Source organism: Streptomyces sp. NPDC005281 (genome assembly GCF_040607495.1).
Taxonomy (GTDB): domain Bacteria; phylum Actinomycetota; class Actinomycetes; order Streptomycetales; family Streptomycetaceae; genus Streptomyces.
Genome location: NZ_JBEXGX010000002.1, coordinates 15,564 through 31,892 on the forward strand (window position 1 = coordinate 15,564; position 16,329 = coordinate 31,892).

A 16,329-nucleotide genomic window follows, 5' to 3' on the forward strand; every position below is an offset into this window, starting at 1 on the left:
GCCACACTGAAGACATGACGACCTCCACTCCACCGCTGAGGGAAGCCGCCCGCGCCATCGTCCTCGACACGGTAGACCGCATCCTGCTGCTCCGCTACGACGAGAACGGCGGCTTCTGGGCGACGCCCGGCGGCTCACTGGAGGACGGAGAGGACCACGCCACGGCGACGCTCCGCGAGCTGCGTGAAGAACTCGGTATCGACGCGAAGGCCGTCGAGCTGGGGGCGCAGCTCGCCGAGCGCACCCAGGATCACCTGGTCGGCGGGCGCGAAGTCAGGCAGGTGGAGAAGTACTTCCTTGCACGCGTCTGCGCAGCCGACGTCAACCCGGCCCACGCCACGCAACCCGACAACATCCGCGAGCACCGCTGGTGGACCATCGCCGAACTGCGCGCCGCCCAGGAGACGGTCTACCCCGTGGGACTCGCCGACCTGGTCACCGCCACACTCGAGCACGGTGCACCCGCGCGCCCCGTCGTCCTGACCGGATGAACCCTCCCGGCACCGTGCTGGGGAGCAGACTGCGGGCGTGACTGAGAACCGCCCGGCGAGTTCCTGCCTGCCCTATGCCGCCGTACTCTGCGACGTCGACGGCGTGCTGCGGCACTGGCCCGCCGACATCGAGATCGAGCACGCCCATGGACTGACCGCCGGCTCCCTCGCGGCCGCAGCCTTCGCACCCGCTCGCATCCATGCCGCCATCACCGGCGAGATCACCGACGAACAGTGGCGGTCTGCGGTGGCGGAAGACCTCGCCGACACCTGCGGCTCCTACAAGCGGGCCCGTGCCGCCGTGACCGCCTGGTCCGACCGCGCCCCGTCCGTGGACCTGGAACTGGTTGCTCTGCTCACCCGGGTCCGCGAGGTCGCCCGCGTCGCCCTGGTCCCCAACGGAACCACACGGCTGGAGCAGGACCTCGCCCGCCAGGGACTGGGCAGCCTTGCCCACACGGTGGTGAACAGCGCCCGGATCGGCATCGCGAAACCCGATCCCAGGGTCTACCGCATCGCCGTCGAACGCGCCGGCACCACCACCGAGCGCTGCCTGTTCGTCGACGACATCGCAGCGAACGTCACGGCGGCCCGCGAGACCGGCATGACCGGTCTCCAGTACCGCCAGATCGACGATCTGCGCACAGCGCTCACGCCCCTGCTTGGACGCTAGCCGCCGATGGCCCCTTGTCCAGAGAAGCCCCTGGGTACCGGGCGACTGTTGATCACGGGCCGCACCAACATCACTCCACCGGCGGGCAGCAGCCGGTCCCCCGGCACATCATCGAACGCCAGCACACCGTCCACCTGCGGCAGACCCGTCATGCGGGGACTGTCACTGCTGCAATCCTGGCGCCGTCGAGTCGCTCGTATGCGGCGGTCAGTCAGCGGTGCGCGTGCACAGGTGACCGGCGGGGCATGCTTCGCATCCCTTCTCGTCGACGTACCCGGACGCCAGCGCGGCGGCGAACAACTCCTTCGCGTGCTCGGTGCCGTTGACGCCCTGGTGCTGCCCGTACGCCTCGGGGTCGGGCTCTTCCATCGGGGACCGGCAGGTGCGCAGAAAAGCCACGGCTGCGGCCACGTCCAGCGGCAGGTCCTCCCAGACGGGGGTCGGGATGCAGGTTGTGGCGACCACCGCGTCGTCATCGCCGATGAACCGCCATGGCTGACCGGGCACCTTGGGACGCCGGGCGACCAGCCGCACCCCGGCCATGCCCTCGTCGGGGCCGGGGTTGACCAGCAGCGCGCCAGCGGCGTGCAGGCTGTGCAGGGACTCACGAACGTCACCCTCGCGTGTGCCGTTCATCATCTCGGCCAGCTCCGCGACAGGAACCAGTGTTCCCTGCTCGCCCCGGACCACCGGCAGGCTGCCGCCGTCGAGCAGCTCGTCCAGGTAGAGGGCGGCCCGGGGCACGTGGCCGCCGTAGAGAGGGCTCAGTACGGCCAGGCGCTGCATGAGCCGCACCGCCTCCGGGCTGAGCCCGACGTCGGCGGCCAGCGGCTGCACCGCGGAGCGGGCACGGATCCACTCGGCATAGCCTTCACCGGGAGGCCGCAGCGGGGGTGAGATCGATGAGTGCGGTGCAGGCAGGTCCCCCGGCCCTCAGGTCGCGCGTCAGGGCCTTCTTCGTGCGGTGGGCGGCGATGAACCGGGCGTGCCGTTCGGTGAAGGCGGCTGTGGTGGCGTCCTTGTCGGCGAGGGCAGCCAGGTCGCCCGGGAGACGGACGACCTCCGAGTAGTGGCGGGTGCCTCGCAGCACATGGAGCCCTCTCACGCATTGCCAGGCGGCCTCGGGATCGCGCTGCAGGCCAGCCTGACGCCGGTTCTGGGCCTCGAGCGCCTCACGCACCGCGCGGTCTCGTTCCTCGGCTTCCCGTTGTTCTTCGCGGGCGGTCCGCACCGTCTTCGCGGACATTCCCAGCGTCCGGGCGGTTCAGCGCACCGTGGCGGCGTCCCGTGGGACGAACCGCATGTAAGGGTAGGCAGGGTCCGGGCTCGGCTCACCCGGCGGCAGTACGGGAGCCAGCACCTCGAACACCCGCTCCATCGCCTGATCCGTGTACCCGGCCATCGTGGACGATGCCTGGAGCAGCACACCTCCCGCCCGCAGCGGCAGCACCCGGTGGAAGGCGCCTGAGTCCTCCAGCACGGCGGCGCCGCCCAACTGTGCCGCAAGTTCGGTCGGACAGATGGTCACCCAGGCATAGCCGCGCAGGAACCGCCGGCCTTCACGCAGCGACGTCCTCCCCTTACGGCGCAGCACGGCATCGAGGTTGGTGATCTCGTTGAAGTTGTGCCACTCGATGCGGCCGAAGACGGGGTTGCTGCCATCCAGTGCGGTGTGCAGGAAGTCCACCAGCGTGGTGCAGGATGCGGCGTCGTCCGGGGAATTGACGCCGGCCTTGGCCGATGCCCGCCAGATGGAACCGTCGCTCAGGACGTGGTAGGAATTCGCCCGTCCCAGGTCGGCCAGTTCTCCGCCATCGGTGAGAAACAGGAGTTGGGCCCCCAGGGGAACGCGGCGAGCCCCTCCTCGAACTGCGGCCACGTCTGCCCGATCCGGGGGAAGCGGGCGTAGCCAGGATAGCCGCGGCCCAGGCCCCGCCCGCTGACGCTGATCGACACCAGGGCGTCCGCAGCCGGGGGATTCGTGACGTCGGTCTCCAGGCAGATCACATAGCTCGCACACGACAGGCCGGGGAACGACAGGGGGACACCGTCACGGCCGTACGTGTCCCGGGACGCCTCGCAGCGGCCGCCGCACTCGACCGTGGCGCGCTGCACCTGGCCGTCGATCGTCACGGCGCCGCCTGCCGGCACGTAGGTGACGTGGAACTCGGCCAGCGGGTTACAGCGCTCCGTGTCCGCGACCCGAGCGGCCGTCATCGCCCCGTGCTGCTCCGACCGTTCGTAGAAGGTAATTCCCAGGTTGCGGATGTCGCCGCTGCCCGCGCGCACGACGATCGTCGGCACGTCGACGGCCCAGCCGGGCGACGACGACAGGTCGATGTCGTAGCAGGCCCGTTCGACGGCGAGCGGCAGACAGAAACACGTCCGCAGGGAGCTCGTCGGCGCGGGCGGGGCCACGCTCCGGCAGTAAGGGTCGGCACAGGCCGCCGTCGGGTCCGGGCAGGCCGCGAGCCTGCACGCGCACAGGTCGGTGGTGTTGCCGACCGGCCAGACCAGGCCGCCGACACACGCCCCGTTCGTCACCGGCATCGACAGGGCGCCCGGCGGGCAGAAGTCCGTGACCTCGATGCACTTGGTCGGCTGGTTGGTCCCGCCGGTGAGGCACCAGGTGATGCACTCGTCGGTGAGGTCGACGGGCGGCGCGGCGTCCGTGATGGGCAGCGGATCACTCCAGAGCCACGGCGTGGCCGCGGTCAGCACGAACTCGACCGTGAGGATGTCCGCGGACCCGTTGCAGCCCCCTGTGCTGCACCCGTCCCCGGCCCGCTCGATCACTGTGGGCCCGCTGGTGAGCGCGACCCGGCGCAGCGTGCGCCGCTCCCGCTCCTCGAACTCCTCGCGTGTCGCCCCCAGGGCCGGGCAGCACGCGAACAGCTCCATGCAGTCACCCTCGCAGCCGGTGCCGGCACACCCCTGCAGAGCCTCGGTCAGCCAGTGCCACCCGTACTCCACTCCACAGCACGTCGAGCCGAGGAGGATGCCGGTCACCGTGAGGCTCCGGGGCAGGACGCGGGCCGGGCCGAGGACGCCGCCGCCAGTGATCGCGGTTGTCACCGACCGGGCGACGGGGTGGTCGTCGAGGCCGTCGATGGACAGGACCATCAGGCCAGCAAACTCCGCACTGGCCGGCACGTCGGGGTCGTACCAGGGAGCTTCGTCGGCGGCCGGGTCTGTGTACTCCTCGTCGCCGAGCATCTCGGCGGTGAGCGAGGGGCAGACGCAGGCCCCGGCGCTGTCGAGAGGCGAGCCGACGGACTCCAGATAGGCGGACAGGCGCACGTGGTTGGCGATCTCCACGCCACCCAGCGTCAGGTAATCGAGCAGCGCCACGACGGACCGCCTCCCGCAGTCGTTGACGGCCCGGCCCACAACCAGCAGCGCGCAGTCAGTCTAGGTCTGCCAACCAGCGACGCGGCCGAGGGCCGTCACGCGCGGGCGCGGTGGACGGCCCTCTACCGGTCAGCTCTGGCCCGGGTCCATTGCCAGCTCACTCAACACCTTGACCAGAACCGCGTTGGCAACCTGCGCCAGTCGGCCGAGCTGCCGCGCCTCGAACTCGAAGTACGGGCTGACCTGGAACAGTCCCCTGATGCCGCCATAGCCGAGAATCTGCTCCGATCCGAACAGCGTCCCTCGATGCCCCGTGTATGAGCGCTTGTCGTACAGCGGGCCCGCGATCTCCTTCACCTGCTTCTGCGTCAGCACAGTCTTGAGCGCCTTCTGGAACCGCTTCTCGGCAACTCCCTTGCGGTGCGTGCACTCGGGATGGCATTCGCACATGGCGTCGGGGACAAGCCGCATACCGACGCCCTCGATCGCGGCAACGAAGGTGAGCAGGGCGAGCGACGGATGGCGTCTCCCCAGGCGTACGGCCTCGTAGTACGCGTTGAGCGCGGTCTCCAGTTCGGGGTCGCTGTCCAGCCTCTCCCATGCCCCCAGCGCCCACGGCGGCAGCCTCCAAGTCCCTGTCTCCGGCGGGACCTCACCGGTCCATTCCTCGCCGTTCGGGCTGGGGAAGTCGGGGCCGACCGAAGTGGGGATCTTCAGATTCGACCCGTCGGGGCCTTGAGGCCAAGGCAGGGTTCGGGGCTCCCACAACTGCTGCCGGTGCAGCGTCAGGAGAGCACAGAGGCGACGCAACTGCATCTGAACCACCGGGACGCAGGGGTCCCAGTCGTAAGCCTCGACCTGGCCGGTGACGACGACCGGGAAGCTGCGGGAGATCGTGATGAACTGCGAGTCAACCCGGTCCTGCCCTCGGAATTCGCGCATGTAGACACCACCAGGGACGAGAGCCACGGGCCCTACGTCGGTCGCCTCGATCTGCCCCAAGGGGTGGAACCCGTTACCAGCCGAAGGGCTGGCCCCAACGAGCGCATTCCACACGTGCATTCGCTGGTGGCGCCCGATCTCGTCCACGGCGTTCCGCGCGCCAATCCGCCAGGGTTCTATCTGGTCCGGTGACGGGGTCCCGGCCTCACCGACAACCGTGCATCTGATGCCGTCGGGGTGCGGGTGAACGCGCAGGACGCTCGTCATGGAGCCGTCGAGAGGCGGCCCCATTTCCACGGGGCCGCCGTCGTAGTCGGGGCCTCTGCCCCTGCTGAACCCGCCACCCATGGCGTTTCCAAGGTGATGAGCCCACTCGTTGCCGTGCTCGGTGAAGTCAACGGGGAAGGTCCCGATGTCCTGTTCCCACACGATGGCCTCCAGCCGCTTCGACGGCGTCGAGGTCTCTGGCCACGTCTGCCAGGACCTCGACGTCCCACGATCTAGGCCATGGTCCCGTTTGTGTCAGGCGGGACGCCACCCAATAGAGCCGTCACAGGCCGCCCCCTGCCAGCGTGAGGCGCGTGACGACCCGATGCGCGGTCGCCCGCCCCCGGCCTCCGTGATGTGGAAGGTGTTGTTGAAGACGGCGCCGCCGCCCGCGTTCCCGCGCGGGCGCCGCCCGGCCGCCGTGCCGGCATCGCGGAGAGCAGGCTCCTGGTCCGCCTGCCGGGAGCGCTGCGCCCTTGCCGGTGTCCTTACCGATCTTCATGAAGACCTTGGACGGCGAGCCGATGTCGAGGACGGACTTGGCTGCGTCGATTGCGCCGCCGACGACGTCCTTGGCCGTCGAATACAGGGCGCGCGCGGCGTCTTTGACGCCGCTCCCGGCCTGCTCGCCGAAGGCCTTGGAGACGGACGCCGCGACGTCGAGGAAGCCCTTGACGACCGGGACGAGGGCCTTCTCCAGACCGGCCGACGCGTTCGCGGTGCCGTCGATGATCGTCTTCAGCGACCCGGCGGCCTTTGGTCGCCGCGAACTTCAGGGCCGCCGATGCGGACTTGCCGAAGTTCGCCGCGACCTGGTCGAGCCCCTTCCCCAGCGGGAGGAGGTTCTTGATCGCGCCGGTGACGTCGCCGGAGAACTGGCGGAAGAAGTTCTGTTGGACGGACTGCTGGACCTTCTTCAGCTCGGGCGACAGCGCCCGGACCGCGGTGACGGCCTTCTGCGCGGCCGGGGCGAGCCCCTTGAGCGACTTCTGGAACTCCGCGGAGCTCCCGGTCAGGGCCGTGGACAGGGCGTCGCTCACGCCGACCAGGGCGAGCTTCAGGGTGTTCGTCGCGACCTGGACGCCGAGGATCACAGCGGGCAGCGCGGCGAGGATCCCCGATGCCGGCGCGATGGCCGCGACGAACGCGCCGATGTTCTGCGCGGCCCCCGCCGCGGCGATCCCGATCGCGCCAAATTTCAGGAAGGTCAGCAGCTTCTTACCGACCCCCGTCGCGATCCCTCCCAGGCGGGACAGGGCGCGCGTGAACCGGTTCGTGTCGGGGTCGACGTCGACCGTGACCCGTGGAGGCCTGTGCGCCCGGATACGGGCGTCGAAGTCCGAGAGGTCGGGGACGACCCGGATGCTGACTTCCTCGCCCGCGAGAAGGGCGCGGATGCGCTCCACGAACCCGGTCAGGTCCGGGACGACGTCGGCCAGGAGCCGGGGCAGCTGGTGCCCGCGTAGCTGCCGGTTCAGGCCGTCGAGGTCCGGGACGATGTCGACGGGCAGGGCCGGGAGCTTGTGGCCGCGCAGCCGCCGGTTGAGAGCGTCGAGGTCCGGGACCAGGTCGACGGACAGCTCGGGCAGCCGGTGCGCGCCCAGCAGGTCATCGAACCGGGACAGGTCCGGGGCGACCGGGACGTCGACCGTCGGGGCGGTCGCGAGCCCGGCACGCAGCGCGGCATCGAACACGGCGAGGTCCGGGACGACCGGGACTTCAACGCTCGCGGTCGTGGCGAGGCCGGCACGGAGCTCCGCCTCGAACCGCGCCATGTCCGGGACGACTGGCACCGCAACGCTGGCCGACGTCGACAGCCTGGCGAGGAGCTCCGCCTCGAACCTGGCCAGGTCCGGGATGACCGGGACCTCGACGCTCCCGGCCGTCGTCAGCTCGGCGAGGAGCTCCGCCTCGAAGCGCGACAGGTCCGCGGTGACGGGGACTTGGACACTCAGAGTCGTCGCGAGGCCCGCGCGGAGCTCCGCCTCGAACCGGTCCAGGTCCGGCACCACGGGGAAGGCGAGAGCCTCCATGGGCCGGATCTGCCGCGCAAGGGTGCTGCGAAAGAGCCTGGTGTCCGGCTTGACCTGGACGCTGACGCCCGCGTCCAGGCCGCGCTGGATGGTCTCCCGGATCTTGCGGCCGACGTCGCGCGTCGCGCGGACCAGGGCGCGCTCGATGCGGTCGCCGAGGGACTGGGCGTCAGCTGTAGCGGCAGCGTCGTCGAGGACGACGGTGACGACGGCACTTCCGAAATCCTCTTCGGCAGCCACCGGGCAACCTCACAGAGTTGTGTGGTTGCCCGGCCCAAAACCAGCGGCATGGCCAGGTTAGCGGCCTGACCTGCGCCCAAGCTGGGCGTCCTGCGCGGCGAGCTGTGCCATCAAGGCCTGCGCCTGTCCGCGGTCCATCGAGGTGCCGACCCGGCTCCGCTCTCCAGGGGCCGCCCTTGCGCGCTTCGGCGGGGCGTACAGCTTCGCCCGGATGCGGGCCCGCTCGCCGTCGTCGGCCGCGGCCTGCTCCATCGCCGCCTCAGCGGCGTTGAGCATCGTCCTCAGGTGCCATCTGCGGGGATCGACGCCTTGGAGCGCGAGGCCGCCCTCCCAGGACTCCCACCCCTCGATAACTGACGCGCAGAGCCGCTCGACGACCCAGTAGGGCGGTTCCCACCGCCCCCGTACAGCTCGATGCACCACTCCATGAGCTCGACCAGCACCCGGTCAGGCAGCCGGAGAGACTTGTCCCGTGTGGTGGCGCCCTCGACCTTCGCAGCGGCCTCGGCTGCGGCCGTACGGTCGATGTAGACCCCGACGACGTCCCCGGCCGCGCGTTGAGCACCTCGTGCCGCGAGAAGTTAGCGGCGGACTCCGGGAGCATCAGGCGGGCGAGGAAGCCCCTCATCTCGCCGTACAGGGTCCGCAGCCGGTCACCGGAGAGCGCAGCCATATCCTCGCCGGACACGGTCTTCTGGACGTCCTGGAGCCGCGCGTAGGCGTCGAGGAACTCGTCGCCGTACACCTCGGGCTGGAAGAGGAGTTTGTGCGGGCCGACCTCGGCGACGTGCGGGTCTTCGTTGAGAGCGATCTTCTTCGTAGCCATGGGATGCGCCTTGTCTCCGCGCCTGCGCCCGGCCCAAAACCAGCGGCGTACGAGCAGAGTAGATGAACAAGCCGCAGAACAGACTTGGACGATGCTCTGCCGGCGACTGCGGGGCCGCCCTACACTCCGGGCATGGGGGGATCCTGGCGGACTTTCGCGCGCGGCGTCGGCGCCGTGTTCGACCTGACGGGAACGGCTGCTCTTGACGGCAAGCGCCGCCGCATTACCGAGGCCGAGCTTCTAGCTGCCGAATTGAGCGAGGGTCGAGAGCGACCGCTTTCCCGTTCTGCGCTGACACTGATCTTCTCCGTTGCGATCCTTGTCTTTACAGTCAGCGTCCACATAATCGCCTACAGCATTATTGTGCAATTCCAGGTAACCCAATTACCTGCCATCTTCATCATGCTGGCAGCATTCATTGCGTCACTTATATATGCCCTACGCCACCTGGCATGGATGAGACGCAGAGCCATCGCCGCCGAAATTAAAATACTCGCACCTACGGGGCGGGACGAAGTCCTCCGACAAGCCGGACTGTTAACTGGCAATGTTCAGGACGCCAGGAAAAGCGCCCTCGGCTCACCGGCAGGCGTGAACGAGTCAGACACCGAATCCGGGGGCGCAGAGAATGCCTGAACCAGATTGGACGACCCTGCCGCCTGCTGCAGAAATCGAGAAGTGGAATTCTCTGCACCCTGGACTCGGAGTCCGGGCATTTTCCATGGTTGAACGACAACAGCGCCACGAGCACCGGGTCCGCTGGGTATCGATCATCAGCTCAACGCTTATGGCTGGCGGCTCCTTAATCGCAGCGGTCTATTTCATGGCCCAGGGAAATACTGCGGGCGGAGCGGCGTTGCCGTTGAGCTCCACGGGCGGAATCGTCACGACTTACCTGACGCGACTCCTCCCGGATCGGTCGGCTTCTAACACCCCCGCGCCAGCGCCAGCGGCATCACCGGCCGCCAGCTCGCCCTGATTGCGGAAACTGCCGGGCCAAAGCCAAGAGCGTCCCCGCGTCGAGCAGACAACTCCTCGTCCTGCGAGAGCAGCAGCTACCAGCCCTGACCTCGCGAGTCGAGAAGGGCAGCCGGCTCGGCCATGTTTCCCAGCCTGCCCCTCTCGTCGCCTAGTCGACACGCGATACGCCCGCTAGGTATGCAACCTCCTCGGGCGTCATGCTCATACCTTCGGCGATCCGTCGCTGTCGGTCGCATTCCGGCACGACCAGCGCTTCATTGCCTCCCCGCTCACGGGTCACGGTTGCCTTGTCGACCCAGAACCAATGACCGGTGAGGTCCACGCGGGTCGTAGCGGCCGACCGATATCCCAAACGAACCAGATACTTGAAATCGTCGGAACGGTCAGGCCTTACCGAGCACGCGACGCTGACTGCTGCCCCTGGATAGGCAGTGAAGTGCCGGGCCCGGTCACGCGCGGAAAAGTAGAAGTGTGGCCCCTGCGGACCGGCCGGATTCCCGAAGACCTCCATGTAGCCAGTTTTTCTCGGCAGACCTTGCGGCCAGGGTCCGGGTGATGGGGCTGGAGTGTGGAGCGGAGGACGGCCGCAGTGCGTTCTGCAATCCTGGCCCGCCTCGGAACCCCCCAGAAGGTGATGGACCCCCCAGAGGGCAGACACCCCTGACACAACGGCGAAAAGCCACACACCAGCCATGACAAAGAGGTGCTTCCAGCGTTCGGTGATGTAGGAGTGCCTCGGGTCCGCTAACCGCTCCTCACGGGCCGTGGTTGCCCGGATGATGCGGTTGAGCGTGTCGCCCCTCGGCTTACGCTTCCCGCTCAGGATGAGCGACAGGGCCGCCGGGGAAATGCCGACTTCCAAGGCCACCTGACGCAGCGTCTTCCCCGAGCCTTCAAGGGCCTTTCGGAGCGCTTCGGCCAACTCCTTCTTACCCTCTGGAAGATCCTCCGACAGGGGCTTCATACTGGTCGTCATTCCCCCTCCCCTTTACTCCCCGCCGGAAGGGTGCGGGCTTGGAGGTCTCTCTTCTCGCTCCCGGCGCGCTCACCCCCCATACCGATCATGTCTTTGACGACGATCGCGACTGCCCCCACCGCGCCCAGGGCAATGGGTACCTGAATATTCGCGCCAAGCACCAGCACCAAGCCAGCAGCCGCCCCGAAGGCGATCAGCATCTGCATGAAGGAACGCCAAGACACAGGGCGCTCAACTCCCCTAACTAGACCCGGATGTCAGTGACCCAGACCCTTGCCGGTCCGACTTCGGCCACGTCCTCATGGTCACCCGACATACGGGGGCCGGGTAGGGGTGACGGGCAGAATTCGGGCGTCTAGTTAACACTTCTTCCAGAGCCTTGCAGAACGCGCCTGTTCAGGGCCCAATAGAAGGGCTGAGCGTCCAGACCCGGATGACCGGCCATGGGCCCCTCGTCTTGCCGCGAGGGGCTTAGCCGTCTGCACTACGCGTCAAGCTCCCGTTGAGTGAGCTTGGTTGGGCGCGGCACCTACCGGCCCAGGCGTAGCGCACGCTGGAGGAACGGGTTCGGCTTCGTGCCTGGGTGGCGCACGAGCTTGCTGAACACCTCGGCCCCCTCGACGTAGAAGTGCAGGGCCTTCGCCCGCCGGGGCCGGATGATGTGCGGCCGGGTCCCTTCAAGGACGTAGAAGACCGCCGGGTGATTGCAGGAGACGACCCCGGTCAGCCCCTTCGGTCCCTCGTCAACCCGCCACGACACGTAGGCGCCCATGCGTCCTGGCGCCTCCGCCTCCGCGAAGGCGGCGACCCGTTCGGTGCGCTCCGCGAGCTTCCGGTACGCCGCCGCGGAGGCGGAGAAGCCGCTGGAGGGCTCCCTGGTTGATCGTCACCTCGACGGGCATCCGGGCCCCCTTTCAGATCGCGGTCAGCGCGCGCCGTTCGGTCGGGCCGTCGGGTAGGTACTCGAGCGGGCGGCCTACCAGCGGACTTTCCGTCAGGGCGTCTCGTCGTCGGGGCACTTGCAGTTCACCAGGCCCACGGTGACACGCTGCTCGGTGCCAGCGCATCCGCCTTCCGGCCCCACCTGCCGCTGTGCGCCGATCACGTAGAGGAGTCCTTGCCGCCGGACGCCGAGGGCGGGGAGGCAGCAGTCGAGGGCGTTGAGGACGGACACGGCGTCGAAGTTGATGACCCGGGCCGCGGCCGCCAGGTCCTCGCAGCTCGGTGGACAGCCCTGGTCGTTGGGGGTCGGGACGCAGCGCAGGACCGTGATGACGAGCTCGACTGCGGTGAGGCCGGGGAGCTTGCATCCGCGCTTCCCGCGCACCGCCTGGTCGCGGGCCTCCGTCGAGGGGAAGGTGTCGAGGCTCGACGCGTACATGCGGGCCACGTTGACCGTGAGCTGTCCGCCGGTCGTCGCGGCCTCGCCGCATGGGTCGTCGCAGGTGTCCCATGCGGGCTGTCCCGGGACGACGCAGGAGCGGCAGGGGCATCCGGGCTGGCCGTCGACCTTGGCGGCCGTGTCGTCGAGGGCCTCGCAGATGCAGCCGAGAACGCCCTCAGCGAGCTCCTGGACGGCGAGGGGGCTCAGGGCCATGTCTGATCTGTCTGCGTTGCTGGCGTGTCAGCCAGGGACCGGCCTCTTCGGCTCCTTCCCGGAGTCGGCCACCAGGCACTGCTGCTCCCGGGGCTGCGTCCGGCCGCAGCGCCGGTGGAGAGGGTTCAGGAGGTCGGTGACCTCCTCGGCGGCTCGTCCTGCGGAGCTTTCCCGGGTGCGCCCGGTCCGGGTGATGTGGGCGCACCGTGGCGTGAATGCGGGCGGGGTGCTGACGCCGACGCCGCGTTCACGGCTCAGTAGTAGGTCGGCTGCACGGCGTAGCAGGTCGTTCTCCGACCTGGGCCGTCCTGAGGCCGCGGAAGCCGAGGGTACCCAGAGACAAACTGCTCGCGAAGCCCGAGTCGGGTAGCCGGCGCAGGATCGCCTGCCACAGCTCCGGCTGCAGGCGGGAGTGAGGTCCCTCTGTTGTTGCCCGGAAATCGAGGATGGCCGTCTTGGCCGCATCAGCCAAAACAAACTGCTGGTCGCCGCCGTAGGTTTCGTCGGTGTCACCGCGGAACCTCGTGAGATGCAGAGGCAGGCCGAACGTCGGGTCCGTGAGGGCTGCCATGACGTTGTGCGGCCCAGGCCCCTGTCCGCGTACGTGGGAGGATCGGAGGACTAGTCGTGCCACGTCGGAAGCGCCGTCGTAGCCGTCAAGGAGGAACGTGTTGGACACGGTGTGCAGAAGGGCGGCTCGTCGCAGCAGTCCGCTGCCGAGCCAGGCACCGCGCTGCAGCACCTGTGTGAATTTGTCGTTGGGCCCCTCCCACCGAGCCTGATGCCCACGCTCGCCATCCGTCCATGCCTTCGGTGAGGACCTCCAGCACAGGAGCTTGGCGTCCGGGTCGATCCACTTGTCGAGCATCCTCTGGATGGCGCTGCGCCAGAGTCTCGCCGGCAGGCCGGTCAGTCGCAGTCGGGTTGGCTCGCCGAGTACGCGCAGTTCAACTGCCGTGCGATCTCGCTGCGTGATGCGAAGCCCCGGCACACCGTGGACCTCGTGGTCCGCTACACACGTGGGGAGGAGGTTGAAGAGGATCTCGACTGCACGCTCCTCACTCTCCACGCGCAAGGCAACGCCATCCGGCTCTGGGTACACCGCGGTAACGCCGAGGGGAAAACGGGTGTAGACGTTCCGGCACTCCAGAAGGCCGCGAAGCACGCGCGCCTCGAAGTGCTGCTGAGCTGGTGGAGCCGCCGAGGGGATCGGGGGCGCATCGGGCTCAAGAGAATCAATCGCCCGGCGGGCCTGTTGGACGCTCTCCCCTGTATAGAGCCGCCGGCGCAGGGCAACGTCTTGGTGCATCGCGGTCATGGGTCTCCTGAACGTCTCGGCCCAGGACGTGTGGAAGTGAGATCCGAAAGGGATGCGTTGGGAACTGCTGTGAACCGGTTCACCCGAGCGTGGAGAGAGGAAGGGCCGATGCATCTCCGGGGAGCGGTGGTCTGCCGCAGTTGAAATGTAGCTGGCCTCGTACTCGACGTGTGCCCATGTGGCGATTCCGGCGACGCCATTCACCCGGACGGGGGAATGCTTGCGTTGTCCGCAGGAACCCCTCGTCGTACGCCTGCCCGGATCTGCGTGGGCGGCCATGGCGAGGGTCATGTGGCGGGTGCCACTGACGGGCCTTCCTTCAGCGGTGGTCGCCGCTCCGGCCCACCTGGTCGCCAAGCTGGAGAAGGAGCAGGCCGCTCAGTCCTCGCGCCACCCGCCGCGGTTCACCTCCGGCGGCCCGGTCACCGGCGGCGCGGCGGACCTTGAGGCGGCCGGGGAACTGCTGCGCGAGGCCTTCCCGCTGCTGCCCGGCGACGGCGACGGCGACGGGGAGATGGATGTCCCGGCTGCGGCCGTGGCCGAGCAGCGACGCGCCGCGCCCGCCATGCCGCGAGGGGCCTGCGCCTGGTCGGCGAGGAGGAGCGATTCTACCGGGTCGCAGACTCGTTGACTTCTACTGGCCAGCGCCGCCGCGATGCCCAGGGCTTCGCCGGGCTCTCGTCGATGTCGAGTACCGTTCTGGCGTGTCCATGCCTCCGGCGTCGCAGTCGCCGCACCAGACGTCCTGCCACCCCTGGGGCATCTCGCCCCCGGCCTCACCGCAGAAAAGATGGCTCGGCCTCAGGGCCCGGATCATCGTTGGTGTCCTTTTCTCGATTGTCACGCTCGTGGCGACGCTGGGCCTGCGTGGAGAGAAGGCCGAGAGCAGTTCTCCGATGGCCGAGCACGTCCTGACCGTGCCCGGGGTACTGGTCAACGGCCGTTACACGCTGACTCGGGACGACTCCGCCACCATGGGACGGACGCTGGCGAGGAGTTGGCGGCACAGCTGGGACGCCAAGGCCGTCCATGGCGTTGCCGCGGTCTACCAAGCCGACAAGGACCGCGGCGACAAGGGACATCTCGACGTGACCGCCATGTACGGCCGGTTCCGGAACACCGCCGAAGTACGCGCTTACGTGCTGGCCAGCAACGGCGGCACCCCCCAAGCGAAGGTGCTCGTGCCACCGAAGGAGGCCACCCCCTCCGGCTCCCGCATCAGGGTCGACTGCGAGGTGGTGAAACGGACCTGGACCAACGGGGCGACGCTTGCCTACCCGGTCTGTGTCTGGGCGGACGGCAACACCTGGGCTCGGGTGGCGGACATGACCTACGGCACCACGATGAATATCGACCTCAAGGCCGCCGCCAAGACCACCCTCCTGATCCGCTCCGAGATGATCGAGCCGATCAAGTAGGCGTTCAGGCCGCCTATGCGGCCCCACCCGGATCGCCAATGACGCTCGGCGCGGCCGCAGGTTCAAATCCTGCCCCTCACACGCCTTCAGCCCGTCGAATGAGTAGTACAGCCACCTGGGCGACCGGGCGACGCTACGCTGGCTGCCGGAGATCTCTTCGGACTCCTTCTCGAGGACCCCGCAGCGCGGGGATGCAGCCCGTTCCGACACAGGCTTGTGTGGCACGGCTGCTCACGGCTGTCGCCTGTCGTATCCCGGGGCCAGGAAGGCCTCCGCTATGTCAATCAACTCCTCCAGCCCTGCCGATGAGACCGCCGCTAAGCTCACCGTCGCGTTCCCCGGGCTGCGCCAGACCTACCCATTCGCCATCGGCCAACCTCTCGCCGACACACAGCTCGACCCGAAGGGCACCGCCCGCTATTCGTGGAAGGGCTACGACGTCCATGTGTCCGTCGGCCAGGCGGACTACCTCGAGGATGACCCTGACAGCGATGCTCAGCACCGGAAGGTCCGTGCCCACGCCACGTTCCTCGTGCCTGACGTCGTCGACGCCGTCTCACGAGGCCATGTCGAGTGGGACATGACCATGCCGATCACCGAGGTCGTCGCCGCGGTGATCGCTGGCACGACCAGTGTCCCGGACGCGGCCGCCGCGCTCATGTCCCGCACGCCCAAGCCCGAGCAGTACAGCGCCTGATCGCGCCGCCCCTGCGGGTCGCGCGGGTGTACGTACGACTCGAACGTGCCGTTACGGCCGGGCTACGACCGTCACAGCCTGATGACCGCTGACCGGGCCGGTCGCTTCCTCCTGGTAGCCGGGTCCATGATCGCCTCCTCGGATCCTCAGGAGGGGGAAGCTCTGATGCTGACCACATTCAGGAGCGCCGTCGCGGCAACTGTGCTGGCGGCCGCGCTCGTCGCCCCGGTCGCGGTGGCGACCGACGCAGCAGCAGCGACGTGCGCCCGGCACACCACGGGCGTGTGCAAGGCCAACTCGCCGCACCCGCGCGGGGCGACGGCGAAATGCAAGGACGGCAGCTGGTCCTACAGTGCCCACGCCCGCGGCACTTGCTCGCACCACCGGGGCGTCAAGTACTGGTACCGCTGATCACTACCTGCACGGAGCCTCCGGCTGCGTCCCCAGGCTGGCGGCTCTGCGCTGGAACCTGTGGCCCGAGCCGTCCGCAGGCACCAAGACCGCGACCACGAAGGACGG

At 68.6% G+C, this 16,329-nt stretch carries 20 protein-coding genes; 8 read left to right on the forward strand and 12 right to left on the reverse strand.

Going from position 1 to position 16,329, the window contains the following annotated elements; translation table 11 throughout:
• Positions 1–14: 14 nt before the first annotated feature.
• Positions 15–491, forward strand: a complete 477-nt coding sequence (locus ABZV42_RS02805) for an NUDIX domain-containing protein (RefSeq protein WP_355982683.1) — start codon at positions 15–17, stop codon at positions 489–491.
• Positions 492–528: 37 nt separating this feature from the next.
• Positions 529–1,164 carry an HAD-IA family hydrolase gene (locus ABZV42_RS02810; RefSeq protein WP_355982681.1) on the forward strand — a complete coding sequence of 212 codons (636 nt, stop codon included), beginning with the start codon at positions 529–531 and terminating at the stop codon, positions 1,162–1,164.
• A 207-nt stretch (positions 1,165–1,371) separates the two neighbouring features.
• On the opposite strand, the gene ABZV42_RS02815 is transcribed toward ABZV42_RS02810, so the two are convergent.
• From ABZV42_RS02815 to ABZV42_RS02845, 7 genes are all read right to left on the reverse strand, one after another.
• On the reverse strand, positions 1,372–2,001 hold the full coding sequence (locus ABZV42_RS02815) for a hypothetical protein (protein ID WP_355982679.1): 630 nt from the start codon (positions 1,999–2,001) through the stop codon (positions 1,372–1,374).
• A 34-nt stretch (positions 2,002–2,035) separates the two neighbouring features.
• Complete coding sequence (locus ABZV42_RS02820) at positions 2,036–2,410, reverse strand: hypothetical protein (protein WP_355982677.1); 375 nt, start codon at positions 2,408–2,410, stop codon at positions 2,036–2,038.
• Between the two features lie 18 nt (positions 2,411–2,428).
• A complete protein-coding gene (locus tag ABZV42_RS02825) occupies positions 2,429–2,851 on the reverse strand; it encodes a hypothetical protein (RefSeq protein WP_355982675.1) in 423 nt (140 codons plus the stop codon).
• Between the two features lie 77 nt (positions 2,852–2,928).
• Positions 2,929–4,515, reverse strand: a complete 1,587-nt coding sequence (locus ABZV42_RS02830; RefSeq protein WP_355982673.1) for a hypothetical protein — start codon at positions 4,513–4,515, stop codon at positions 2,929–2,931.
• Positions 4,516–4,644: 129 nt separating this feature from the next.
• A complete protein-coding gene (locus tag ABZV42_RS02835; protein ID WP_355982671.1) occupies positions 4,645–5,886 on the reverse strand; it encodes a hypothetical protein in 1,242 nt (413 codons plus the stop codon).
• A 326-nt stretch (positions 5,887–6,212) separates the two neighbouring features.
• Positions 6,213–7,997, reverse strand: a complete 1,785-nt coding sequence (locus ABZV42_RS02840; RefSeq protein ID WP_355982669.1) for a hypothetical protein — start codon at positions 7,995–7,997, stop codon at positions 6,213–6,215.
• 57 nt (positions 7,998–8,054) lie between these two features.
• The gene (locus ABZV42_RS02845) at positions 8,055–8,417 is read right to left on the reverse strand and encodes a hypothetical protein (RefSeq protein WP_355982667.1); all 363 of its coding nucleotides are present in this window, start codon (positions 8,415–8,417) and stop codon (positions 8,055–8,057) included.
• A 538-nt stretch (positions 8,418–8,955) separates the two neighbouring features.
• On the opposite strand from ABZV42_RS02845, the gene ABZV42_RS02850 reads away from it, so the two are divergent.
• Complete coding sequence (locus ABZV42_RS02850; RefSeq protein ID WP_355982665.1) at positions 8,956–9,459, forward strand: hypothetical protein; 504 nt, start codon at positions 8,956–8,958, stop codon at positions 9,457–9,459.
• A complete protein-coding gene (locus ABZV42_RS02855; protein WP_355982663.1) occupies positions 9,452–9,802 on the forward strand; it encodes a DUF2335 domain-containing protein in 351 nt (116 codons plus the stop codon). The genes ABZV42_RS02850 and ABZV42_RS02855 overlap by 8 nt, the downstream gene beginning before the upstream one ends.
• A gap of 150 nt (positions 9,803–9,952) precedes the next feature.
• Here ABZV42_RS02855 and ABZV42_RS02860 read toward each other — a convergent pair whose 3' ends face one another.
• From ABZV42_RS02860 to ABZV42_RS02880, 5 genes are all read right to left on the reverse strand, one after another.
• On the reverse strand, positions 9,953–10,780 hold the full coding sequence (locus ABZV42_RS02860; protein WP_355982661.1) for a helix-turn-helix transcriptional regulator: 828 nt from the start codon (positions 10,778–10,780) through the stop codon (positions 9,953–9,955).
• Positions 10,777–10,986 (reverse strand): hypothetical protein, encoded by a 210-nt coding sequence (locus tag ABZV42_RS02865; RefSeq protein ID WP_355982659.1) that lies wholly within the window; start codon positions 10,984–10,986, stop codon positions 10,777–10,779. The genes ABZV42_RS02860 and ABZV42_RS02865 overlap by 4 nt, the downstream gene beginning before the upstream one ends.
• Before the next feature lie 323 nt (positions 10,987–11,309).
• On the reverse strand, positions 11,310–11,552 hold the full coding sequence (locus tag ABZV42_RS02870; RefSeq protein WP_355982657.1) for a hypothetical protein: 243 nt from the start codon (positions 11,550–11,552) through the stop codon (positions 11,310–11,312).
• A gap of 222 nt (positions 11,553–11,774) precedes the next feature.
• Complete coding sequence (locus ABZV42_RS02875; RefSeq protein ID WP_355982655.1) at positions 11,775–12,377, reverse strand: hypothetical protein; 603 nt, start codon at positions 12,375–12,377, stop codon at positions 11,775–11,777.
• Positions 12,378–12,624: 247 nt separating this feature from the next.
• Entirely contained in the window at positions 12,625–13,695 is a 1,071-nt protein-coding gene (locus ABZV42_RS02880) for a hypothetical protein (protein WP_355982653.1), read from the reverse strand.
• A 325-nt stretch (positions 13,696–14,020) separates the two neighbouring features.
• Between ABZV42_RS02880 and ABZV42_RS02885 the strand changes: the two genes are divergently transcribed.
• The 4 genes from ABZV42_RS02885 to ABZV42_RS02900 all read left to right on the forward strand — a co-directional run bounded on the left by ABZV42_RS02885 (position 14,021) and on the right by ABZV42_RS02900 (position 16,221).
• Positions 14,021–14,326, forward strand: a complete 306-nt coding sequence (locus ABZV42_RS02885) for a hypothetical protein (protein ID WP_355982651.1) — start codon at positions 14,021–14,023, stop codon at positions 14,324–14,326.
• Positions 14,327–14,399: 73 nt separating this feature from the next.
• Entirely contained in the window at positions 14,400–15,113 is a 714-nt protein-coding gene (locus ABZV42_RS02890) for a hypothetical protein (RefSeq protein WP_355982649.1), read from the forward strand.
• Positions 15,114–15,390: 277 nt separating this feature from the next.
• On the forward strand, positions 15,391–15,810 hold the full coding sequence (locus tag ABZV42_RS02895; protein WP_355982647.1) for a hypothetical protein: 420 nt from the start codon (positions 15,391–15,393) through the stop codon (positions 15,808–15,810).
• A gap of 165 nt (positions 15,811–15,975) precedes the next feature.
• A complete protein-coding gene (locus ABZV42_RS02900; protein ID WP_355982645.1) occupies positions 15,976–16,221 on the forward strand; it encodes a DUF3761 domain-containing protein in 246 nt (81 codons plus the stop codon).
• Positions 16,222–16,329 lie beyond the last annotated feature (108 nt).